Genomic DNA, 20,971 nt, shown 5'->3' with positions numbered 1-20,971 from the left:
ATTTTGCATGTGTATGGACACCTGTCAAACAACAAAACGAACAAGGACACAAGAATGAAAAAATTAACCCTCGCACTCGCTGCTTTTTCTGCTTTTGGTGTGGCGTCAACAGCACAAGCGGCCAAAGTGGACATCTGTGTATTTGACTTGCTTGGCAAATCTGGTGAGTCGTATCAAATGGCGCAAGAATGGGCTTTGGCGGCAAAAGGCTGGGGAGCTGAAATTAATTTAATCCCTCGTCAAGATGAAGCCGTTGCCGACAACGACTTTAAAGCAGGCAAGTGTGATGGCGTATTTATGACCGCTATGCGTGCGCGCCAGTACAATAAATTTGTCGGTTCTATTGATGCATTGGGCGGAGCGCCAAGCAATGCCATTGCACAACGTGCGATTACTTTTGCATTGGATCAGCGTAATGCGACCAAAATGGTGACCAATCTTGGGGGTAAAAAATATGAAGTGGCAGGGATTGCACCTTTAGGTTCAGCTTTTATTTTTGTGCGCGATAAAAGTATTAATTCCATTGAAAAAGCGGCAGGTAAAAAGTTTGCAGTCTTGGGCTATGACGATGCCCAAAAAATCATGGTACAACGCGTCGGTGCGCAAGCTGTGATTTCCGATGTGTCTAACTTTGTGGCGAAGTTTAATAATGGTCAAGTTGATATGGTCGGGGCACCGGCTTATGCTTATAAACCTTTAGAAATTTATAAAGGTTTAGGCACGAACGGCGCCATGTTTAACTTCCCTGTACTACAAGTGACAGCTGACTTTGTGATTCGCCCAGATCAATTTCCCGCAGGCTTTGGACAAAAATCGCGAGATTGGTTTGTGAAAAACCTACCGAAAAGCATCGCGATGATTGGTCGTTTAGAAGCAGGCATTTCTGCAAAATACAAAATGAATCTTACAGCAGAAGACAAAACCAAATATCAAAAAATGTTACGTGATGGTCGGATGGATATGACCAAACGAGGCATCTATGATCCAGCAATGATGTCGGTCTTGAAAAAAGCCCGTTGCTCGGTGGATAAAGCCAACTTTGAATGCTCACTGGGCGGTGAGTAATTTGCCGAGTGTAATCAAAGAAAGCTCAGTTTAAATTGAGCTTTCTTTTTTGCTTTTAATCGACCGATTTAAATGGATTTGAAGCAGCTAATTTGTATAGCGCGCAGGAAATGAGTGGTTTTGAACCGAGTGCATTGTCATTCGGGGCATTAAAAAATAACAAAGAGCAGAAGTGAATGGCTCATCACAATAAACAACAATAAGTCAAAAGGAAGATACATGAAACAGTGGATGAAAAGCCTGAGTGTCGGGACATTAGTCATTTCTGCAACAGCGATGGCGCAAGCCAAACAAGTGGTTTGTGTATTCGACTTGGTCGGTAAAAATGGTGATGTGTATAGCCTGATGAAAGATTATCAGTTGGCGGCTAAAAACTGGGGCGCGGATATTGAACTGCGGGTCGGACAAAACGAAGCCGTGATTGCTGAGGATTTTAAAGCAGGAAAATGCGATGCCATTAGTGTTACGGGCATGCGCGGGCGCCAATTTAACGCGTTTACAGGTTCACTTGACGCGATTGGTGCGATTCCCGATCTCAATTTAGCGGTTAAAGTGATGCAAGGCTTGGCCAGTCCAACTTTTGCTAAACATATGGTCAATGGTAAGTACGAGGTCGCAGGTGTGATTCCTGTGGGGGATGCCTTTTTATTGGTGAATGACCGTAGCATCAATACCGTAGCGAAAGCCGCAGGCAAGAAAATTGCGGTTTTAGACTATGACCAAGCGCAAAAGGTTATGGTTCAACAAATTGGTGCGCAAGCTGTGAGTGCCGATGTCACGAACTTTGGTGCAAAGTTCAATAATGGTCAAGTCGATATTATTGGTGCGCCTGCAGCGGTTTTTAAACCGTTGGAATTACATAAAGGCTTGGGGACGAAAGGGGCGATTGTGAATTATCCGATTTTACAGGTCACAGGTAATATCATCATTCGTCCAGATAAATTTCCTGCAGGTTATGGACAAAAATCACGGGAATGGGTCAAAGGCCAGCTGCCGCGTGCATTCGGTATCTTGGGTAAAATGAAAGCCGAAATTCCGCAAAAATATTGGATGCAGGTGCCCGCTGCAGATCAACCCGGTTATCAAAAGATGATGCGGGAAGCACGAATTGATCTTACCAACCGCGGTATTTACGATAAGCGAATGATGAAACTGTTATGGCAATTCCGTTGTAAGCAAGCGGCGAAAAACTTTGAATGTGGACTACAGGATGAAAATTACAAACAATCTTGAGAAAATTAGTCTGATTTGACTTTAAATATTCAAATAGGGACCATATATTGAGTATGCTATACTCGAAATATTGTCTTTTTGATTTGAAAGACAGCTGAACCGAACTGAGGAATCTAAGATGAATGCCCAAGCACTTGAACTAAGCGACAATGCCGCAAATAAAGTACGTCAATTACGTGACAGTGAAGGGAATCAGGATTTAATGCTTCGTGTATATGTCACGGGCGGTGGTTGTTCAGGTTTTTCTTATGGTTTTAACTTTGCTGAAAACCAAAATGAAGACGACGCAGAATTTATCAATGGTGATGTGAAAATGTTGGTTGACTCATTGAGTTATCAATATTTGGTCGGTTCAGTGGTGGATTATATTGAAGGTTTAGAAGGTTCACGTTTCATCGTGCAAAACCCAAATGCAACAACGACCTGTGGTTGTGGTTCATCTTTCTCGATCTAAGCCTGATCTGATTAAAAAAGCCCTCATGATGAGGGCTTTTTTATGTGCAATCATTCACTTTCAATCGAGTTTAATTGCATCGAGTAAGTCAAAAATAATCGTGGTGACATCTTGGCTTAAGTCTCGGTTATTAAAAACTTCATAGGCAGTAATGGTGACATCGGTGTCACTCGGTAACAGTTTCTGTTCTTCTTCGATCAAGTCATTGATCGGTAAAAGCGTCTGTTTCACTTCCAGATGTAAAACATCCTTAAACTCTAAATTTTCATCTTCAAGTTCTAACAGCTGCTCGTTAAAATAGGGCAATAGAATAGAATGGAGATAAGGTTGAATCTCAACAATATCAAAGATTTCGATATCACGAGTTTCTTCAATCGTACTGATGTGGTCATTTACTTCGATTAAGATATGGTAGTAACTCACATTCGTCTCCAAAGCTTCTAGTGGATATTCAATTATTTACAATAACACGAACCCGAGTCAAGATGTGCTGTGATTGTATTTCATACACATATTAAAATTAGGGGATTTTTTTAGTAATTCATCATTTCAACGGGCATTAAACAATGCAATATCGGCACTTTGTAAACGGAAATGCTGCATATCTTGCTCTTCTAGCATTGGGTACATCAGGGCTTTCGGATCATTATGATGTTTCATTCCGAGGGCATGGCCAAATTCATGCGCTAAAGTCAGACGTAAGTCTTCTTTGGACTCAAACTCATAAATATGAATTTCACGCCCATTGAACAGTCCTTTATCAAATAGACGGGGTTGGAAGCGTTGGTTGAACTGGTCGATGGCCCGATTATGGCCTTGATCTAAGCGGTTCAGTTCATCTACCTTTTGATTGTAGGCATTCACTTGCAGGTTAAAGTTGGCAATTTGTTGGTCTAAAACGTGTTGCTGTTGGCGCAGCTGCGCCAAACTCTGTTGTACAGCCGCCTGCTGCGAAGCAGGGACTCCGCCGTGCTGGCTATACTGACGGATCATGGCATTATACTTTTGGCTAAGTTCCTGTAGACTCTGTTTTTGCACATCTAAAGCCCCTGAGTGACGTGCCAGATTTTGTTGCATGGCTTTGAGTTCAGTATTCTTCTGACTCAGCCCTTGTTCATTTTGTGTCAGTTTAGACAGTTGATCACGGCGTTGTACCGACTCATCTTGACGCTGGTCATAAATGAGTCGAATACGGAGCCGAGCATTGGGGTCATAGACAAAGTAGTCTTGGCCCAAACCTTGTTTCCAAATATCCGTGGCTTGCTGGCTAATGTACTTTAACTCATGTTCACTAAGACCAAAACGTGGATCGACTTCCGCAATACGATAGCGAATACGCTGATCGAAAGGATGGGTGAGCCGATCCAGCAGTGGATTGAGACGCAGCTGGGGCTGTTGTATATTTTGATACAGAATGAACCCTAAAAAGCCCAGTAAAGCAAACAAGAGACTTTGACGCATATTTCTTCATATATCTTTATTTTTAGCTACTTTAGCGTAAAAAATACCTTTGCAACATAAAAAATGCGTCTTCTCTGTGGACTTAAATTATCCCCAGTGTTGTCAGACTTTGTTTGACCAGTTGCTCACGTACGCTGGCTGAAATCCCTGTTTTCATCTGCATATTCAAAGCAAAATACACTTTTTCACCTGTTGCTGTTTCGACCCAGCCTGTCCACCAGCCCACTTGCGGTTCTAGGTCCATACCCCAGCCTGATTTGGCGTAGAGTTTATAATTCGGTTTTTGTTCAATCAGCAGCATGTGTTGTACTGCATGTTGCACATCTGGTTTAAAAGCTAGTTGTGTATTGGCCAGCTTCTCTACAAAAAGGACTTCTTGAACAGGCGTAATTTGCAGTGGACCGACTAACCAAAAGTTATCGACAACGGTGCCAATCTGTTGATTGCCATATCCAATGCGCTGTACTTCTTTTTTCATTAGATCTAGGCCAATGCGCCGTGCTAGCTCCTGATAAACGGGAACGGCAGATGCTTGCATGGCTTGCCCTAAAGTCATGTCTTTTTCCCAAGCAGGGAAGCTGCGCTTTTGACCATCCCATTTAAACACCTCGGTGTTGGTTGCTTTACCATGTTCTAGTCCGATTAAGGCATTCAGCATTTTAAAGGTAGAGGCAGGTACATAGGGTGTCTGAGCACGGCTCAAGTCATTGCCGTAGCTGCGTAAGCCATGCTTATCCTTTATGACAATCACCCCCGTGGTTTGGAGTTGATTGAAGGCCTGATGGATCTGCTGCTGCACACTTTGTTGCTGTTGGTTTTTAGCTGTTTCTACGGAGGGGCTTATTGTGGTACATGCGGAAGCGAAGGTTGTAATGAGGGCGATGAGGCCCAATTGTAAATTTTTCATTGAAGGCTGAGATCTAAATTTTTTATCAGCCTAATGTAAAAGTGGAATGTGAAACAACAATATTTAGGTAATAAAAAACCGCGCTTTCGCGCGGTTTTTTATTAAAGAGACAAATTATTTTTTGTCATCTTTTACTTCAGTGAACTCAGCATCTACAACGCCATCGTCCGCTTTTTGTTGTTGACCAGCGTCACCGCCGAATGCATTCGGGTCGAAACCTTCAGCACCGCCTTGACCTTGCGCAGCTTCATAAGCACGTTGCGTGATCGGCATGATGATGTTTTGAAGTGCTTCAGTTTTCGCTTTGATGTCTTCTACATCATTTTCTTTAGTCGAAGTTTCAAGCTCAGCGACTGCAGTTTCAACAGCAGTTTTTTCGTCAGCAGTTACTTGCTCGCCTAGATCTTTCACTGCTTTTTGAGCAGAAGATACCAATGCATCCGCTTCGTTACGTGCTTTCGCAAGTTCTTCGAACTTACGGTCTTCTTCAGCATTCGCTTCAGCATCTTTGATCATTGCTTCGATTTCAGCATCAGACAAACCTGAGTTTGCTTTAATCTGGATGGATTGCTCTTTGCCAGTGCTCTTATCTTTAGCCGATACTTTTAATATACCGTCAGCGTTAATGTCGAACGATACTTCAATTTGTGGCACACCACGTGGAGCAGGTGGAATGTCGCCCAATTGGAAGTTACCCAACAATTTGTTTTGCTGTGCCATTTTACGTTCACCTTGGAACACAGAAATGTCTACAGCAGGTTGGTTGTCCGCAGCAGTTGAGAACACTTGAGATTTCTTCGCAGGAATCGTGGTGTTTTTCTCAATAATTGCTGTTAACACGCCACCCATGGTTTCAATACCAAGTGTCAACGGAGTAACGTCAAGAAGAAGTACGTCAGTTTTGTCACCAGACAATACCGCACCTTGAATCGCAGCACCCATTGCTACCGCTTCGTCAGGGTTCACGTCTTTACGTGGTTCACGACCGAAGAACTCTTGTACTTTTTGTTGTACAAGTGGCATACGAGACTGACCACCCACCAAGATCACATCAGAAATCTCAGAAGTTGAAAGACCTGCATCTTTAAGTGCAATACGGCAAGGCTCGATTGTACGTTCAACCAAATCAGCCACTAAACCTTCAAGTTTCGCACGCGTTACGTTGATCACTAAGTGTTTAGGACCAGTCGCATCCGCCGTGATGTACGGAAGGTTAATTTCAGTTGCATTTGACGAAGAAAGCTCGATTTTTGCTTTTTCAGCTGCTTCTTTCAAACGTTGTAATGCAAGTGGATCTTGTTTCAAGTTGAAGTTTTGTTCTTTCTTGAACTCTTCAACCAAGAACTCGATTAAAGCGTTATCGAAGTCTTCACCGCCAAGGAAGGTATCACCGTTAGTCGACAATACTTCAATTTGTTGGTCGCCATCAAGGTCTGCGATTTCAATGATAGATACGTCAAAAGTACCACCACCTAAGTCATAAACCGCGATTTTACGGTCGCCTTCTTTTTTGTCCATACCGAACGCAAGTGCAGCAGCCGTTGGTTCGTTGATGATACGTTTAACTTCTAAACCTGCGATTTTACCCGCATCTTTAGTTGCTTGACGCTGCGCATCGTTAAAGTAAGCAGGAACAGTAATCACCGCTTCAGTAACCGTTTCACCTAAGTAATCTTCTGCTGTTTTCTTCATCTTTTTCAAGATTTCAGCAGAGATTTGTTGTGGTGCAAGTTTCTTGTCGTTTACATCAACCCAAGCATCGCCATTGTCTGCTTTGATGATTTTGTAAGGGACAAGACCGATGTCCTTTTGAACCGCTTGGTCTTGATACTTACGACCGATCAAACGTTTGATTGCGAATAATGTGTTTTTAGGGTTAGTCACTGCTTGACGTTTTGCCGACTGACCGACCAAGATTTCGCCATCTTTATACGCAATAATTGATGGTGTTGTACGTGCACCTTCAGCGTTGTCGATCACTTTAACTTTGTCGCCTTCAAGTACAGCGACGCAAGAGTTTGTTGTACCTAAGTCAATACCAATGATTTTAGCCATTTGGATGATTCCTCAAAAATTTTTGCAATGTTTTTGCTTGTTATTCGATATGAGAGCCGTTCAATTTTTTTCAAGTGATAATCAAGAAAAAATTTTACAAACTCTCGAATTTATAGGGCTTATGCGCCAACCATGACCATTGCTGGACGAAGCAAACGACCATTTAAGGTATAACCTTTTTGCAATACCGTTCCGATCTCGTTGGCTTTTGCATTTGGATCAATCCCGACTGCTTGATGCAAGTCCGCATTGAAACCATTTGCTGTATCAACTGCCACCACACCAAATTTTTCCAGTGCAGTCAGTAACGATTTCAACGTCAGTTCCACACCTTCAAACATTGGTGTTTTTTCTTCACCCGATGCGCTAAGGGCACGTTCTAAATTATCCACTGAGTCCAGTAACTCTTTTGCGAATTTTTCGAGAACGGTGTCTTTATGCTTATCTGATTCACGTTGAATACGCTCTACACTTTTTTGTGCTTCGTATACAGCATTTGCAGTGCGTGCTTTTTCAAGCTTTAAGCTTTCTTCAAGATTGGTAATTTGAGCTTGTAAATCCTCAACTGAAACTTCAGCTTGCTCCGTTTCAGCTTGAGTTTGCGCTGTTTGTGAATCCGCTTGCTCTTGCCCTAGATCTTGAGCTTCTTGATTGTGCTCAGTCGCCATTGATTTACTCCGTTTAAATGGGTTCTTAAACATGTACAGTCCTTCAGGCATCAGTGTTAACTGGGTTAATCTGAACTGCCATGCGTTATTGAATTCAGGATTACTACAAAAGGTCGGGGCAACAGCCAAAAATTCAAGCGGCTTCAGTGATTAATTCATGTATTTTTGGTAAAAAATTGCTGAAATCAGGCTTTCTTGGCGCTTATTCTGTCCGAAGGTTCATTTCCAATCTGGCTTTAGTTTTTTGATGTTGAAAAAGTCTAATCGTTACATTGAATTATTTTAATCAAATTTATCTGTTTTACTAATTTTTCGCTTGACCACATAATGAATTTATTAGCGGTGATCATACTTTGTGGAGAGAGCAAAGTATGGTGACTGCGACCTATTTGCATAGCTTGGGAGAACTCTCCCAATTTAGAGATTTAGGTTTTTGAATAGTACGTCTCCCAAAAGTACTCTATTCGGTGCAAAGGTATAATGCTGTCAGGATGCTTCCAGCTTTGCGCTCAAAATTCGATTTTTAAGGCTGTGGTTTCTTTATTTTTGTATGCTTTTTCGAGCTTAATCCGCCTTGGGTTAAGCTTTTTTTTGCTTAAAATTTAAAAATAACATTATTTAATCGTGTATCAGCATACAAGAGTTCTGCAATGCTGAAGAGTTGATGGGCTAAGCATAGAGTTCCTATTTATGCTGCTCACCGAAGAGAGAAATAATGAAGAATCAGCACATTAACTTGAGCTGCTGTGGAGATGTAGTGCTAAGGTGATATTTGTGCCCAATTAATAAAAAATTGCACAAGTTGTACTCGAGTCTGCAAAAACTACAACTCAGCACGTGTGTAAAAGTTTTCGGATTTGACAAAGATAGGCAGGGCAAAGTTTGGCTTTGCTATTTTTTGTATGACGTAAAAGGAAATGGAAGAATGTTAAATAAGAAAACTGCATTATTGTCTCTAGCGCTTTTAGGTTCAGCATTTGCCATTGTGGGCTGTAGCTCAAATGAAACCAATACAGCGCCTGAGTCCGCTCAAGTGACCACTGCACCGGATGCAACAGCAACCGTTGAGGGGAGTGCTGGAGTCGAGGTTCAAGCAGATCCTGCGGCTCAGATTGAACCCATCCAATCTACACCTGCGACAACACAACAATAAAGCTTAAAAGAGAACTTCTCTTACATTCGCTTTGTTAAAGACCTTCACAGGATGCCGTGAAGGTCTTTTTTAGGGAGTAAATAATTAGAAGCTGTTCAGCCGTGTTATTTGATCAGTCTGATGTACGATGGCGATTTTATCGTTCTTGACGTGAGTTATCCCAACCTTTGTTTTGATCGCTGCGTTGATCATCGGGACGTTGCTTCCGATCGCTATTGGATTGTTTGCGTCGATCTTCAGTACGTTGACGCTCTTGCTCACGACGTTGGCGTTCGGCATTTTGTCGTTGCTGACGCTCAGTATCATAACGTTTACGTTCTTGGTTTAATCGCTCTTGGTCACGCTTTTTCTGTTGCCAGTCTTGATGACGTTGATTGGCGATCCGTTTGCGCTCAGCTTCAATACGTTGCCGTTCTTGTTCACGGTTTTGGCGTTCCCATTCAGCATGTCTTTGACGGTTTCGGTCTGCCTCGCGACGTTCACGCTCGATGCGGTTTTGTCGTTGTTGGTATTCCCAACGTTGGCGGTCTCGTTCACTTTCATAGCGATCATGCTGGTCGTAGCGTCGATCATCATAATCATAGCGGTGGTCATAGCGTCCGTCATAGTAGCCATCCTCAGGAAAAGCCACACAACCAACAAACAAGGTGCTGATGAGTGAGAGGAATATTATTTTTTTAGTCATGGCAGGTCTCCTTCATAAAACGGAGTAGCAAAACACTCCTAAATCGGCATAAAAATTGTCAATGACAAGCTCTTAAAAGAAGATTAGCGTATAGGGCGTATTGCTATGTATCTTGATGTGAAGACTTATATAAGAGAATGGTCACGTAAGTGCTGATCATGTAGAGAATATGAAGAACGATAAAAGGATATTATTGACATGGGCGTGTTGAATCAAACTTTACAACAATGGATGGAACAAGGCCAAGGCAGTGCGGCACGAGTGATTGATCGCTTACCGACAGTAGCACAAGAAGGCTTGGTGAAAGCGCTGGGTTATCCTCACCAGTTTGAGCAATTAGATCCCTTTATTAAATGCTTAATGGCAGCTCAATATAAGCAGGGTAAATCGGGCTTTATTTTTGAAGACTACCATCGTTCGCGTAAATTGTTTGATCATCAAATTCAAATGTTGACTGCCAAACCCAGTGCGGTAAAACAAGTGGAAGATTTACGTCTACCTCTACAAAGTGGAACTGTATTTGCGCGGCATTATCATCCTGCACCGAATAAGAAGCTGCCGATGCTGGTGTTTTATCATGGTGGCGGCTTTGTGGTTGGCAGCCTCGACAGTCATGATGAAGTCTGTCGCTTACTGGCGATCCATGCCAAAGTGCAGGTGCTCAGTATTGACTATCCTTTGGCGCCAGAAGTTGGCCCGAATTTATTAATTCAATCTTGTGAAGATGCTTTGGCTTGGGTCTATCAAAACCGTCGTCAGTTCAAAATTTTGAAAAACCGAATTGCGGTGGCAGGCGATAGTGCAGGTGGCAATATCAGTGCCGTGGTGGCGCAGCGAACTGCTGCAAAAGCTTATGCGCCAAGTGCACAACTGTTAATTTACCCTGTGGTTGATTTCAAAAGTCGCCATCCATCGTTCTTTGCTTACAAAGATGGACTGACCTTAACTGGGCAAGATGTCGATAGAGTGACCTCGTTGTATGCTGAACAACATCAGGTAGCTTTAGATAATCCTATTGTTTCGCCAACCTATGGCGTATTAAAAAGTGTCGCACCCGCTTTTGTCATCACCGCAGGTCATGATTTATTACATGATGAAGGTGAAATTTATGCCATCAAATTAAAGCAGCAGGGCAATAAGGTTTATTATCAGAATTATCTAGATCAACCCCATGGGTTTGTGAACTTCACCATCATTTCTCGCCGAGCAAAAAAAATCACCATAGAAATGGCAAAGAACTTTAGAAAATTTTGGGATAAGAATGCCAAATAAAGATGCATGAATTGGAAAAAAAGAATGTTTCACGTGGAACATTCTTTTTTTATTTAGAGCGGACTTTGGCTTCTGGAAAAACGAGCTGAAAGCTCGGGACATAAAAACTTTGTAGAGCCTTGGCTTGGCCAAAGTCTGGAAAGAGAGTGGTATGGTTTTGCCATTCAAATTTTTTCAGTTTCATTAGCTTTGCGCGAAACTGTGGAGAAAACTCATAACGTTGACCTTGCCATGCTTGCTGTATTTTGAGCATAGAACGTGGAATGTGATGACTATTAATATAAAACGGACGTGCCTTTTTGCACTGGGTGAGTGTTAAACACAGGGTTTGGTCTTGAGTGCTGAGTTGACATTGTGTTGTTTCGTGCTGCGTATGCCAGTCAAACTGAGCGAACTCTTTCGGAATACCCCAAAGTTGTTGACCATGTTCAACTGAAATCTGTGTAGACACATAAATTTTAGGAATCGAACTTAAACGCCGTTTGCTCAGTAAAGGATGGTCGAGTAAAAGTAGTTCATCATAAGGTTCAACAGGGGATTGATGATAACGCACCAACATGACTTGAACCACACGACCAATCGGGGACGGGGCAATACGAAACGCGTTATATTGTCGAATAAATTGCGGACTAATCCAATAATTCAAAATAAAGGCTTCACCTTGTAAATGCCAAGGTGGGAATTGACTCAATTGAGACAGGGCTAAAGCTTCATTCATCGTTATTCTCGTTTTCTTAGAAGAAGTAGTGTTTTATTTATACTGAACGATTAATATACCGAAATCTAATAACATCTGAATGCTGTGAGTAACGAAATGTTAAAGAAGAGTTTAGTTGCAGTGGCGGCTACATGTATGAGTATGGCGGTCATGGCAAATAACACGATTGTTGAAATGAAAACATCAATGGGTAACATCGAAATTGAACTGTTTAATGATAAAGCACCAATCTCAGCAAAAAACTTTGAAGACTATACGAAAGCTAAGTTTTATAGCGGAACGATCTTTCATCGCGTCATTCCGGGTTTCATGGTGCAAGGTGGGGGCATGACTGCGGACCTTGTAGAAAAACCAACACGACCAGCCATTCAAAATGAATCAAGTAATGGTCTATCTAATAAACGTGGCACTTTGGCGATGGCACGAACCAACTTACCGCATTCTGCAACCAGTCAGTTCTTTATTAATGTGGTGGATAATAACTTTTTAGATAAAAGTACCAATAACGCAGGTTATGCGGTTTTTGGTCGGGTCACTAAAGGTATGGATGTGGTAGATAAAATCACTAAAGTACCGACAGGACGTGCAGGACCACATCAAGATGTACCGAAACAACCTGTTAAAATTCTCAGTGTGAATATTAAAGCAGCAGCAGTGCAAAAGTAATGAAAAAAGAGAGCAGAAATATTAAATCTATATTTCTGCTTTAAAATTATTGGGTTAGGTGTGTGGTTGTGTGTTTTTGAACCTTTTTAGTGCATAAAAATACAACACCCGATAAAACAACCAGTTAAAAGCGCTTGCAAAGATTTCGTAATGGTCTAGAATGCACCCCATACCGACGAGATAGACGGAAACGAACGAAGCACGAAGTGCTGAGTTGTTAAGTATATTGAGTCCAGCTTCTAGCACTGACGAGGTGTTAGAAAGATCATTAAGAGATTATGAAGAACAACTTGTGTGGATTTTTACTGATTGATCGATCGAAAATATTTCATTGATTGAAGGTAAAAATTACTCGAAGTTTATTTGAGAAATATTTGTCAGAAAATTGATGAGCCAAGATTTGTAGCCATAAGCTACTAATGATTTTAACTGAAGAGTTTGATCATGGCTCAGATTGAACGCTGGCGGCAGGCTTAACACATGCAAGTCGAGCGGGGAAGGGTAGCTTGCTACCTGACCTAGCGGCGGACGGGTGAGTAATGCTTAGGAATCTGCCTATTAGTGGGGGACAACATTCCGAAAGGAATGCTAATACCGCATACGCCCTACGGGGGAAAGCAGGGGATCTTCGGACCTTGCGCTAATAGATGAGCCTAAGTCAGATTAGCTAGTTGGTGGGGTAAAGGCCTACCAAGGCGACGATCTGTAGCGGGTCTGAGAGGATGATCCGCCACACTGGGACTGAGACACGGCCCAGACTCCTACGGGAGGCAGCAGTGGGGAATATTGGACAATGGGCGAAAGCCTGATCCAGCCATGCCGCGTGTGTGAAGAAGGCCTTTTGGTTGTAAAGCACTTTAAGCGAGGAGGAGGCTACTTGGATTAATACTCTAGGATAGTGGACGTTACTCGCAGAATAAGCACCGGCTAACTCTGTGCCAGCAGCCGCGGTAATACAGAGGGTGCGAGCGTTAATCGGATTTACTGGGCGTAAAGCGTGCGTAGGCGGCTTTTTAAGTCGGATGTGAAATCCCTGAGCTTAACTTAGGAATTGCATTCGATACTGGGAAGCTAGAGTATGGGAGAGGATGGTAGAATTCCAGGTGTAGCGGTGAAATGCGTAGAGATCTGGAGGAATACCGATGGCGAAGGCAGCCATCTGGCCTAATACTGACGCTGAGGTACGAAAGCATGGGGAGCAAACAGGATTAGATACCCTGGTAGTCCATGCCGTAAACGATGTCTACTAGCCGTTGGGGCCTTTGAGGCTTTAGTGGCGCAGCTAACGCGATAAGTAGACCGCCTGGGGAGTACGGTCGCAAGACTAAAACTCAAATGAATTGACGGGGGCCCGCACAAGCGGTGGAGCATGTGGTTTAATTCGATGCAACGCGAAGAACCTTACCTGGTCTTGACATAGTAAGAACTTTCCAGAGATGGATTGGTGCCTTCGGGAACTTACATACAGGTGCTGCATGGCTGTCGTCAGCTCGTGTCGTGAGATGTTGGGTTAAGTCCCGCAACGAGCGCAACCCTTTTCCTTATTTGCCAGCGGGTTAAGCCGGGAACTTTAAGGATACTGCCAGTGACAAACTGGAGGAAGGCGGGGACGACGTCAAGTCATCATGGCCCTTACGACCAGGGCTACACACGTGCTACAATGGTCGGTACAAAGGGTTGCTACCTAGCGATAGGATGCTAATCTCAAAAAGCCGATCGTAGTCCGGATTGGAGTCTGCAACTCGACTCCATGAAGTCGGAATCGCTAGTAATCGCGGATCAGAATGCCGCGGTGAATACGTTCCCGGGCCTTGTACACACCGCCCGTCACACCATGGGAATTTGTTGCACCAGAAGTAGGTAGTCTAACCGCAAGGAGGACGCTTACCACGGTGTGGCCGATGACTGGGGTGAAGTCGTAACAAGGTAGCCGTAGGGGAACCTGCGGCTGGATCACCTCCTTAACGAAAGATTGACGATTGGTAAGAATCCACAACAAGTTGTTCTTCATGACGATGTATCTGAGGGTCTGTAGCTCAGTTGGTTAGAGCACACGCTTGATAAGCGTGGGGTCACAAGTTCAAGTCTTGTCAGACCCACCAAATCTGACTAACAAGCATTGTTAAATGCTGAATACAGAAAACAGAAACATTGACTTATTGATAAGCTGGGGACTTAGCTTAGTTGGTAGAGCGCCTGCTTTGCACGCAGGAGGTCAGGAGTTCGACTCTCCTAGTCTCCACCATAGATTATAGAACTTAGTAAGTTAAAGCTTATTAACTTCTGTGATTTATCACAGTTTCCTGACCTGACGAAGGCTGGAAAAATCATTAACAGAATATATTTGAGTTGAAATAATTTGTTCATACTCGTTTTTAAGATCGACATTAACAGTGATTTATTACTGGATGATGAAGATTAAAGAAATGAGTTACTAGCGAAATTAACTGAATCAAGCGTTTTGGTATGTGAATTGAATTGAAGCTGTACGGTGTTTAAGTACACAGAGCAACAAACTGTATGATCGAGCAATCGATCTGTCCTAGTACTACTTGTAGGTGCTACGACTGTTTGGGGTTGTATAGTCAAGTAATTAAGTGCATGTGGTGGATGCCTTGGCAGTCAGAGGCGATGAAAGACGTAATAGCCTGCGATAAGCTCCGGGGAGGCGGCAAATATCCTGTGATCCGGAGATTTCTGAATGGGGAAACCCACCTGTCATAAGGCAGGTATCGTATGATGAATACATAGTCATACGAGGCGAACGAGGGGAAGTGAAACATCTCAGTACCCTTAGGAAAAGAAATCAATTGAGATTCCCTCAGTAGCGGCGAGCGAACGGGGAAAAGCCCATTAAGTCATATAAGTTCTAGTGGAATGCTCTGGGAAGTGCAACCATAGTGGGTGATAGTCCTGTACACGAAAGGGCTTATATGATGATGTCGAGTAGGGCGGGGCACGTGAAACCTTGTCTGAATATGGGGGGACCATCCTCCAAGGCTAAATACTCCTGACTGACCGATAGTGAACCAGTACCGTGAGGGAAAGGCGAAAAGAACCCCTGTGAGGGGAGTGAAATAGATCCTGAAACCGCATGCATACAAGCAGTGGGAGCCGACTTGTTCGGTGACTGCGTACCTTTTGTATAATGGGTCAGCGACTTACATTCAGTAGCGAGGTTAACCGAATAGGGGAGCCGTAGAGAAATCGAGTCTTAATAGGGCGTTTAGTTGCTGGGTGTAGACCCGAAACCGGGTGATCTATCCATGAGCAGGTTGAAGGTTGGGTAACACTAACTGGAGGACCGAACCCACTGTCGTTGAAAAGCCAGGGGATGACTTGTGGATAGGGGTGAAAGGCTAATCAAACTCGGTGATAGCTGGTTCTCCCCGAAAGCTATTTAGGTAGCGCCTCGGACGAATACCATTGGGGGTAGAGCACTGTTTCGGCTAGGGGGTCATCCCGACTTACCAAACCGATGCAAACTCCGAATACCAATGAGTACTATCCGGGAGACAGACTGCGGGTGCTAACGTCCGTAGTCAAGAGGAAAACAATCCAGACCGCCAGCTAAGGCCCCAAAATTATAGTTAAGTGGGAAACGATGTGGGAAGGCATAGACAGCTAGGAGGTTGGCTTAGAAGCAGCCACCCTTTAAAGAAAGCGTAATAGCTCACTAGTCGAGTCGGCCTGCGCGGAAGATGTAACGGGGCTAAAACTATATGCCGAAGCTGCGGATTTGCAATTTATTGCAAGTGGTAGGGGAGCGTTCTGTAAGCCGATGAAGGTGTATTGAGAAGTATGCTGGAGGTATCAGAAGTGCGAATGCTGACGTGAGTAACGACAATGCGAGTGAAAAACTCGCACGCTGAAAGACCAAGGGTTCCAGTCCAACGTTAATCGGGGCTGGGTGAGTCGACCCCTAAGGCGAGGCCGAGAGGCGTAGTCGATGGGAAATTGGTTAATATTCCAATACTTCTATGTAATGCGATGAGAGGACGGAGAAGGTTAAGTCAGCCTGGCGTTGGTTGTCCAGGTGGAAGGTTGTAGGCATGTATCTTAGGCAAATCCGGGGTACTCTATGCTGAGAACTGATAGCAAGCTGTACTTGTACAGTGAAGTGGCTGATACCATGCTTCCAGGAAAAGTCTCTAAGCTTCAGTTACATAGGAATCGTACCCGAAACCGACACAGGTGGTCAGGTCGAGTAGACCAAAGCGCTTGAGAGAACTCTGCTGAAGGAACTAGGCAAAATGGTACCGTAACTTCGGGAGAAGGTACGCTGCCGACGGTGATAGGATTTACTCCTTGAGCTATTGGCAGCCACAGAAACCAGGCCCCTGCAACTGTTTATTAAAAACATAGCACTCTGCAAACACGAAAGTGGACGTATAGGGTGTGATGCCTGCCCGGTGCTGGAAGGTTAATTGATGGGGTTAGCGTAAGCGAAGCTCTTGATCGAAGCCCCAGTAAACGGCGGCCGTAACTATAACGGTCCTAAGGTAGCGAAATTCCTTGTCGGGTAAGTTCCGACCTGCACGAATGGCATAATGATGGGGGCGCTGTCTCCAGCAGAGACTCAGTGAAATCGAATTCGCCGTGAAGATGCGGTGTACCCGCGGCTAGACGGAAAGACCCCGTGAACCTTTACTGCAGCTTGACATTGAACTTTGATCTTACTTGTGTAGGATAGGTGGGAGGCTTTGAAACCGAGACGCTAGTTTCGGTGGAGCCAATCTTGAAATACCACCCTGGTAATATTGAGGTTCTAACTCTGCTCCATTATCTGGAGCGAGGACCATGTCTGGTGGGTAGTTTGACTGGGGCGGTCTCCTCCTAAAGAGTAACGGAGGAGTACGAAGGTGCGCTCAGCGTGGTCGGAAATCACGCGTAGAGTATAAAGGCAAAAGCGCGCTTAACTGCGAGACCCACAAGTCGAGCAGGTACGAAAGTAGGTCTTAGTGATCCGGTGGTTCTGTATGGAAGGGCCATCGCTCAACGGATAAAAGGTACTCTGGGGATAACAGGCTGATACCGCCCAAGAGTTCATATCGACGGCGGTGTTTGGCACCTCGATGTCGGCTCATCTCATCCTGGGGCTGAAGCAGGTCCCAAGGGTATGGCTGTTCGCCATTTAAAGAGGTACGCGAGCTGGGTTTAGAACGTCGTGAGACAGTTCGGTCCCTATCTACCGTGGGCGTTGGAAATTTGAGAGGATCTGCTCCTAGTACGAGAGGACCAGAGTGGACGAACCTCTGGTGTACCGGTTGTGACGCCAGTCGCATCGCCGGGTAGCTATGTTCGGAAGGGATAACCGCTGAAAGCATCTAAGCGGGAAGCCTACCTCAAGATAAGATTTCCCTAGGACTTTATGTCCTCTAAAGAGCCGTTGAAGACTACGACGTTGATAGGTTGGATGTGGAAGCATAGTGATATGTGAAGCTGACCAATACTAATTGCTCGTGAGGCTTGACTATACAACACCCAAACAGTTGGTGTTGTGGTTCAAATCACTGCAAACAACTTGATTTAGTTATAAAGCTAGATACAATATCCAACTCAAATATACCTGTTAATAACTCATTTGATGAAAGTTAGGCACGAAGAGCACTGCTCTGAGGTTAGACCCAACGAATAGTCATAAACAGTTGTGCTGGCGACAATAGCAAGAGTGAACCACCTGATCCCTTCCCGAACTCAGAAGTGAAACCTCTTAGCGCTGATGGTAGTGTGGAGTTATCCATGTGAGAGTAAGTCATCGCCAGCTCATTAATTCTAAATCCCCCTCCGCTAATCGCTGAGGGGGATTTTTTTATGCTGAAAATATTAAATAATAAACGAGATACAAGAAGAATATTAGCTAAAAATAGCCGTTAATATTTAATAGGTTTAGTTTTTATCACTTGAATTTGATGGTTTCTTCTTCACTAAAAGAAATTTTAACTAAGTATCTATATATATTTTAAGCAATTGAGCAGCTATTTCATCTATATCCGTTGGAAAAGAAGGGCTATAGTTAACTCGTGATCATGCAAAATATGCCAAAACAGGTTTTGATTTAGATTTTAATGTGCTTAATAAAAAAGAAACCCCGACATCCTGTCGAGGTTTCTTTGTATTTCAGTGCTTAGATATAACTCCTGTCATATCTCACATCCTGATGCTCAAACTGATTATTGTTGTTTTAAGTTTGGGAAACGTCCTGTTTCCTGATTTGTTTAATATATGCGGTAAGCTGTTTTAAGGCTAGTGGTCGCTTTCCTCAGTATTTGTAAGCTTTGACTTACACAGATTCATCTTGTTACCAAAGCGGATAACCTTGTACTTATGATTTCTCTACAATCAATGGTGATCGTGCATTTAATGGGGAAGGCAATGTTGAGAAAAAAAGCTTTTTGTTTGTTGATGACAGTGAGTGCATTTTTTGGATTAATGGCATGTCACGCACAAAGACCAGCGGAGTCAGCAGCACATGAACAACAGGACAGTTTTGCTTCTTTAGGCACATCTATACAGCTAAAGCGTATTGCTGAATTTAATGAGCCATGGGCATTAGCGGTATTGCCTGATGGGCGATTATTAATTACTGAAAGATCAGGACAGTTGATTTTATTTAATCCTATAGATCAGACAAAGACTCTCATTAGGAATATACCTAAAGTGGCTTATGGTGGTCAGGGCGGATTAGGTGATATTGTTTTACATCCTGAGTTTGCACAAAATCATCAAATTTATCTTAGCTATGCAGAAGCAGGGCAAGGTGGTTATGGTGCGGTTGTGATTCGTGCTGATTTGAATTTAGATCAGACACAGCCAAAATTAGATCACCTTAAAACGATATGGAAACAAGTACCCAAGGTGCGCGGGCAGGGACATTATGCACATCGAATATTATTTGATAGCGCAGGTAAATTATGGATTAGTTCGGGAGAACGGCAAAAGTTTGATCCTGCACAAGATTTAACATCGAACCTTGGAAAAATGATTCGTTTGAATGATGATGGTTCGGTTGCCTTAGATAATCCATTTCAGGCGCAGGGGGATATCGCAAAACAAATATGGAGTTTGGGGCATCGTAATCCTTTAGGAATGGCTTTGGATGCCAAAAAACAACTTTGGGTGGTTGAGATGGGCCCTAAAGGTGGGGATGAACTCAATTTAATTCAAAAGGCTAAAAACTATGGTTATCCAATCGTTTCGAATGGTGATCATTATAGTGGTTTGAATATCCCTGACCACGCCACGCGGCCTGAGTTTGAAGCGCCGACATTAGATTGGACCCCTGTGATTTCTCCATCGAGTTTGATTTTTTATACGGGACAGAGGTTTCCAAAGTGGCAGGATAAAGCCATCATTGGCGGGCTTTCATCTGAAGCATTAATTATTGTAGACACCACAGCACAGCCAGTAAAAGAAATCCAACGGATAGATATGAAAGAACGTATCCGTGGTTTACAACAAGCGAAAGATGGCAGTATTTGGGTGATTGAGGATGGGAAACATGCTGATTTAATTCAGCTACTTTCACATTAATCACCCGAACAGAGTGTTGCTAAGAAAGATGGTCTTAAAGCGCAGCATGTTGATCGGTGTTAGCGGCAGTGTAAAAATGACCCCCTAATGGCATTTAAAAACTGACCCCCTTGGTTAATATAGCGGTCATTTTGAACTGTTCAATCTGAGCTTTATTGCTAGAGCAGAAAATGTGGTGTTTCTGGGGGCTAGCGGAGTAGGAAAAACGCATTTATCTATGGCATTAGGCTATAAGGCCATCATGAACAACATTAAGATCAAGTTCATTACCGCAGCGGATTTAATGCTGCAACTGAGTACAGCCTATCAGCAAGGTAAACTGAAAACCTATATGCAACGTGCGGTACTGGGACCAAAGTTACTGATTATGGATGAAATTGGTTATTTACCGTTTGGACGTGAAGAAGCGAATCTGTTCTTTAATGTGATTGCCAAGCGTTATGAAAAAGGCAGTACGATATTGACGAGTAACTTACCCTTTAGCCAGTGGTCCAAATCCTTTGCAGATGATGTCACGTTGACCGCTGCGATGTTAGATCGGTTATTGCATCACTGTCATGTGGTACAAATATCGGGTGAGAGTTATCGTTTGAAGGATAAAAAAAGAATAGGGATTCAGCCCCAGGTTGAAACTTAATACGAGATCAAAGGGGTCAATTTTACTTTGCCATTTGTAAGGTAAAAGGGGTCAATTTTAGAATGCCGTTGACAGAATCGGCATTGAAGACATTGGCTTGGATCTGCATCAGTTTTCGTTGTCCTTGTTTGCCATTCATCCGCCAATGGTCAATTTTAATATTATCGATCAAGGCGACATCCCCTTTTTGCCATTGGAGCAAGAGTGCATCGTGATATAAGGCTTTAAAGAAGTGTTGTTTTTCCTGATCGGTCCATTCAATTTTTTCACCTTCATGGGTGAAAAGTTCCCATGACAGCTGTATGCAATTAGCCGTGGGGTCTAGTTGAAGCTTTCCTCACTTCTTAAAGCTTTTTTGTGCAGCTTGGTGGGCAAAAGCGTTGGTATTGTTTGCAAAAGCCCACGGCTCGATCATCAACTTTTGCGTGTTCGGGTGTATGACAACGAAAGGTGAGCGTTTTGAG

The 20,971-nt window shown here is 43.4% G+C and carries 15 protein-coding genes, 2 tRNA genes, 3 rRNA genes and 1 pseudogene; 13 read left to right on the top strand and 8 right to left on the bottom strand.

Annotated elements, in window-relative coordinates; all coding sequences use genetic code 11:
- The first annotated feature begins 54 nt into the window (after window positions 1-54).
- The 3 genes from AC5EUN_RS16545 to erpA all read left to right on the top strand — a co-directional run bounded on the left by AC5EUN_RS16545 (window position 55) and on the right by erpA (window position 2,752).
- Complete coding sequence (locus AC5EUN_RS16545; RefSeq protein WP_493352466.1) at window positions 55-1,065, top strand: putative solute-binding protein; 1,011 nt, start codon at window positions 55-57, stop codon at window positions 1,063-1,065.
- 231 nt (window positions 1,066-1,296) lie between these two features.
- Window positions 1,297-2,298 (top strand): putative solute-binding protein, encoded by a 1,002-nt coding sequence (locus AC5EUN_RS16540; RefSeq protein WP_410119883.1) that lies wholly within the window; start codon window positions 1,297-1,299, stop codon window positions 2,296-2,298.
- 118 nt (window positions 2,299-2,416) lie between these two features.
- On the top strand, window positions 2,417-2,752 hold the full coding sequence (gene erpA, locus AC5EUN_RS16535; protein ID WP_004697409.1) for an iron-sulfur cluster insertion protein ErpA: 336 nt from the start codon (window positions 2,417-2,419) through the stop codon (window positions 2,750-2,752).
- Window positions 2,753-2,812: 60 nt separating this feature from the next.
- Here the strand turns inward: erpA and AC5EUN_RS16530 are convergent, their stop codons facing one another.
- The 5 genes from AC5EUN_RS16530 to grpE all read right to left on the bottom strand — a co-directional run bounded on the left by AC5EUN_RS16530 (window position 2,813) and on the right by grpE (window position 7,843).
- Window positions 2,813-3,187 carry a hypothetical protein gene (locus AC5EUN_RS16530; protein ID WP_005401765.1) on the bottom strand — a complete coding sequence of 125 codons (375 nt, stop codon included), beginning with the start codon at window positions 3,185-3,187 and terminating at the stop codon, window positions 2,813-2,815.
- A gap of 114 nt (window positions 3,188-3,301) precedes the next feature.
- Window positions 3,302-4,213, bottom strand: a complete 912-nt coding sequence (locus tag AC5EUN_RS16525; RefSeq protein WP_493352465.1) for a matrixin family metalloprotease — start codon at window positions 4,211-4,213, stop codon at window positions 3,302-3,304.
- Window positions 4,214-4,295: 82 nt separating this feature from the next.
- Window positions 4,296-5,120, bottom strand: a complete 825-nt coding sequence (blaOXA, locus tag AC5EUN_RS16520; protein ID WP_493352464.1) for an OXA-211 family carbapenem-hydrolyzing class D beta-lactamase — start codon at window positions 5,118-5,120, stop codon at window positions 4,296-4,298.
- Between the two features lie 114 nt (window positions 5,121-5,234).
- The gene (gene dnaK / locus AC5EUN_RS16515; protein ID WP_062031141.1) at window positions 5,235-7,175 is read right to left on the bottom strand and encodes a molecular chaperone DnaK; all 1,941 of its coding nucleotides are present in this window, start codon (window positions 7,173-7,175) and stop codon (window positions 5,235-5,237) included.
- A gap of 119 nt (window positions 7,176-7,294) precedes the next feature.
- The gene (grpE, locus tag AC5EUN_RS16510) at window positions 7,295-7,843 is read right to left on the bottom strand and encodes a nucleotide exchange factor GrpE (protein WP_058951459.1); all 549 of its coding nucleotides are present in this window, start codon (window positions 7,841-7,843) and stop codon (window positions 7,295-7,297) included.
- A 925-nt stretch (window positions 7,844-8,768) separates the two neighbouring features.
- Between grpE and AC5EUN_RS16505 the strand changes: the two genes are divergently transcribed.
- Entirely contained in the window at window positions 8,769-8,996 is a 228-nt protein-coding gene (locus AC5EUN_RS16505) for a hypothetical protein (protein WP_039890835.1), read from the top strand.
- A 136-nt stretch (window positions 8,997-9,132) separates the two neighbouring features.
- Here AC5EUN_RS16505 and AC5EUN_RS16500 read toward each other — a convergent pair whose 3' ends face one another.
- Window positions 9,133-9,681, bottom strand: coding sequence for a hypothetical protein (locus AC5EUN_RS16500; protein WP_493352463.1), 549 nt, complete (start codon window positions 9,679-9,681; stop codon window positions 9,133-9,135).
- A gap of 198 nt (window positions 9,682-9,879) precedes the next feature.
- Here AC5EUN_RS16500 and AC5EUN_RS16495 point away from each other — a divergent pair, with 198 nt between their 5' ends.
- Window positions 9,880-10,953: an alpha/beta hydrolase gene (locus AC5EUN_RS16495; protein WP_493352462.1), complete on the top strand. Its 1,074-nt coding sequence runs from the start codon at window positions 9,880-9,882 to the stop codon at window positions 10,951-10,953.
- A 49-nt stretch (window positions 10,954-11,002) separates the two neighbouring features.
- Here AC5EUN_RS16495 and AC5EUN_RS16490 read toward each other — a convergent pair whose 3' ends face one another.
- Window positions 11,003-11,671, bottom strand: coding sequence for an acetoacetate decarboxylase family protein (locus AC5EUN_RS16490; RefSeq protein WP_493352461.1), 669 nt, complete (start codon window positions 11,669-11,671; stop codon window positions 11,003-11,005).
- A gap of 96 nt (window positions 11,672-11,767) precedes the next feature.
- Here AC5EUN_RS16490 and AC5EUN_RS16485 point away from each other — a divergent pair, with 96 nt between their 5' ends.
- From AC5EUN_RS16485 to istB, 8 genes and pseudogenes are all read left to right on the top strand, one after another.
- Window positions 11,768-12,337, top strand: a complete 570-nt coding sequence (locus AC5EUN_RS16485; RefSeq protein ID WP_148825243.1) for a peptidylprolyl isomerase — start codon at window positions 11,768-11,770, stop codon at window positions 12,335-12,337.
- A 426-nt stretch (window positions 12,338-12,763) separates the two neighbouring features.
- Window positions 12,764-14,301, top strand: a 16S ribosomal RNA gene (locus tag AC5EUN_RS16480).
- A 61-nt stretch (window positions 14,302-14,362) separates the two neighbouring features.
- Window positions 14,363-14,439, top strand: a tRNA-Ile gene (locus AC5EUN_RS16475).
- Between the two features lie 67 nt (window positions 14,440-14,506).
- A tRNA-Ala gene (locus AC5EUN_RS16470) sits at window positions 14,507-14,582 on the top strand.
- A gap of 338 nt (window positions 14,583-14,920) precedes the next feature.
- Window positions 14,921-17,814: ribosomal RNA gene (locus AC5EUN_RS16465) — 23S ribosomal RNA — on the top strand.
- A gap of 175 nt (window positions 17,815-17,989) precedes the next feature.
- Window positions 17,990-18,104: ribosomal RNA gene (rrf, locus tag AC5EUN_RS16460) — 5S ribosomal RNA — on the top strand.
- Together the 16S, 23S and 5S rRNA genes with 2 tRNA genes alongside form the textbook arrangement of a ribosomal RNA operon.
- Window positions 18,105-18,712: 608 nt before the next feature.
- Window positions 18,713-19,870, top strand: a complete 1,158-nt coding sequence (locus tag AC5EUN_RS16455) for a PQQ-dependent sugar dehydrogenase (RefSeq protein WP_493352460.1) — start codon at window positions 18,713-18,715, stop codon at window positions 19,868-19,870.
- A gap of 133 nt (window positions 19,871-20,003) precedes the next feature.
- Window positions 20,004-20,507, top strand: a pseudogene (gene istB, locus AC5EUN_RS16450) (IS21-like element ISAba8 family helper ATPase IstB); the annotation flags it as partial.
- Between the two features lie 22 nt (window positions 20,508-20,529).
- Here the strand turns inward: istB and AC5EUN_RS16445 are convergent.
- Window positions 20,530-20,679 carry a hypothetical protein gene (locus tag AC5EUN_RS16445; protein WP_493352459.1) on the bottom strand — a complete coding sequence of 50 codons (150 nt, stop codon included), beginning with the start codon at window positions 20,677-20,679 and terminating at the stop codon, window positions 20,530-20,532.
- Window positions 20,680-20,971 lie beyond the last annotated feature (292 nt).

The organism is Acinetobacter sp. CAU_H_S170_2 (genome assembly GCF_058890445.1).
The sequence above is the reverse complement of the archived record's forward strand: the minus strand, read 5'-3'. Positions and strand labels throughout refer to the sequence as shown.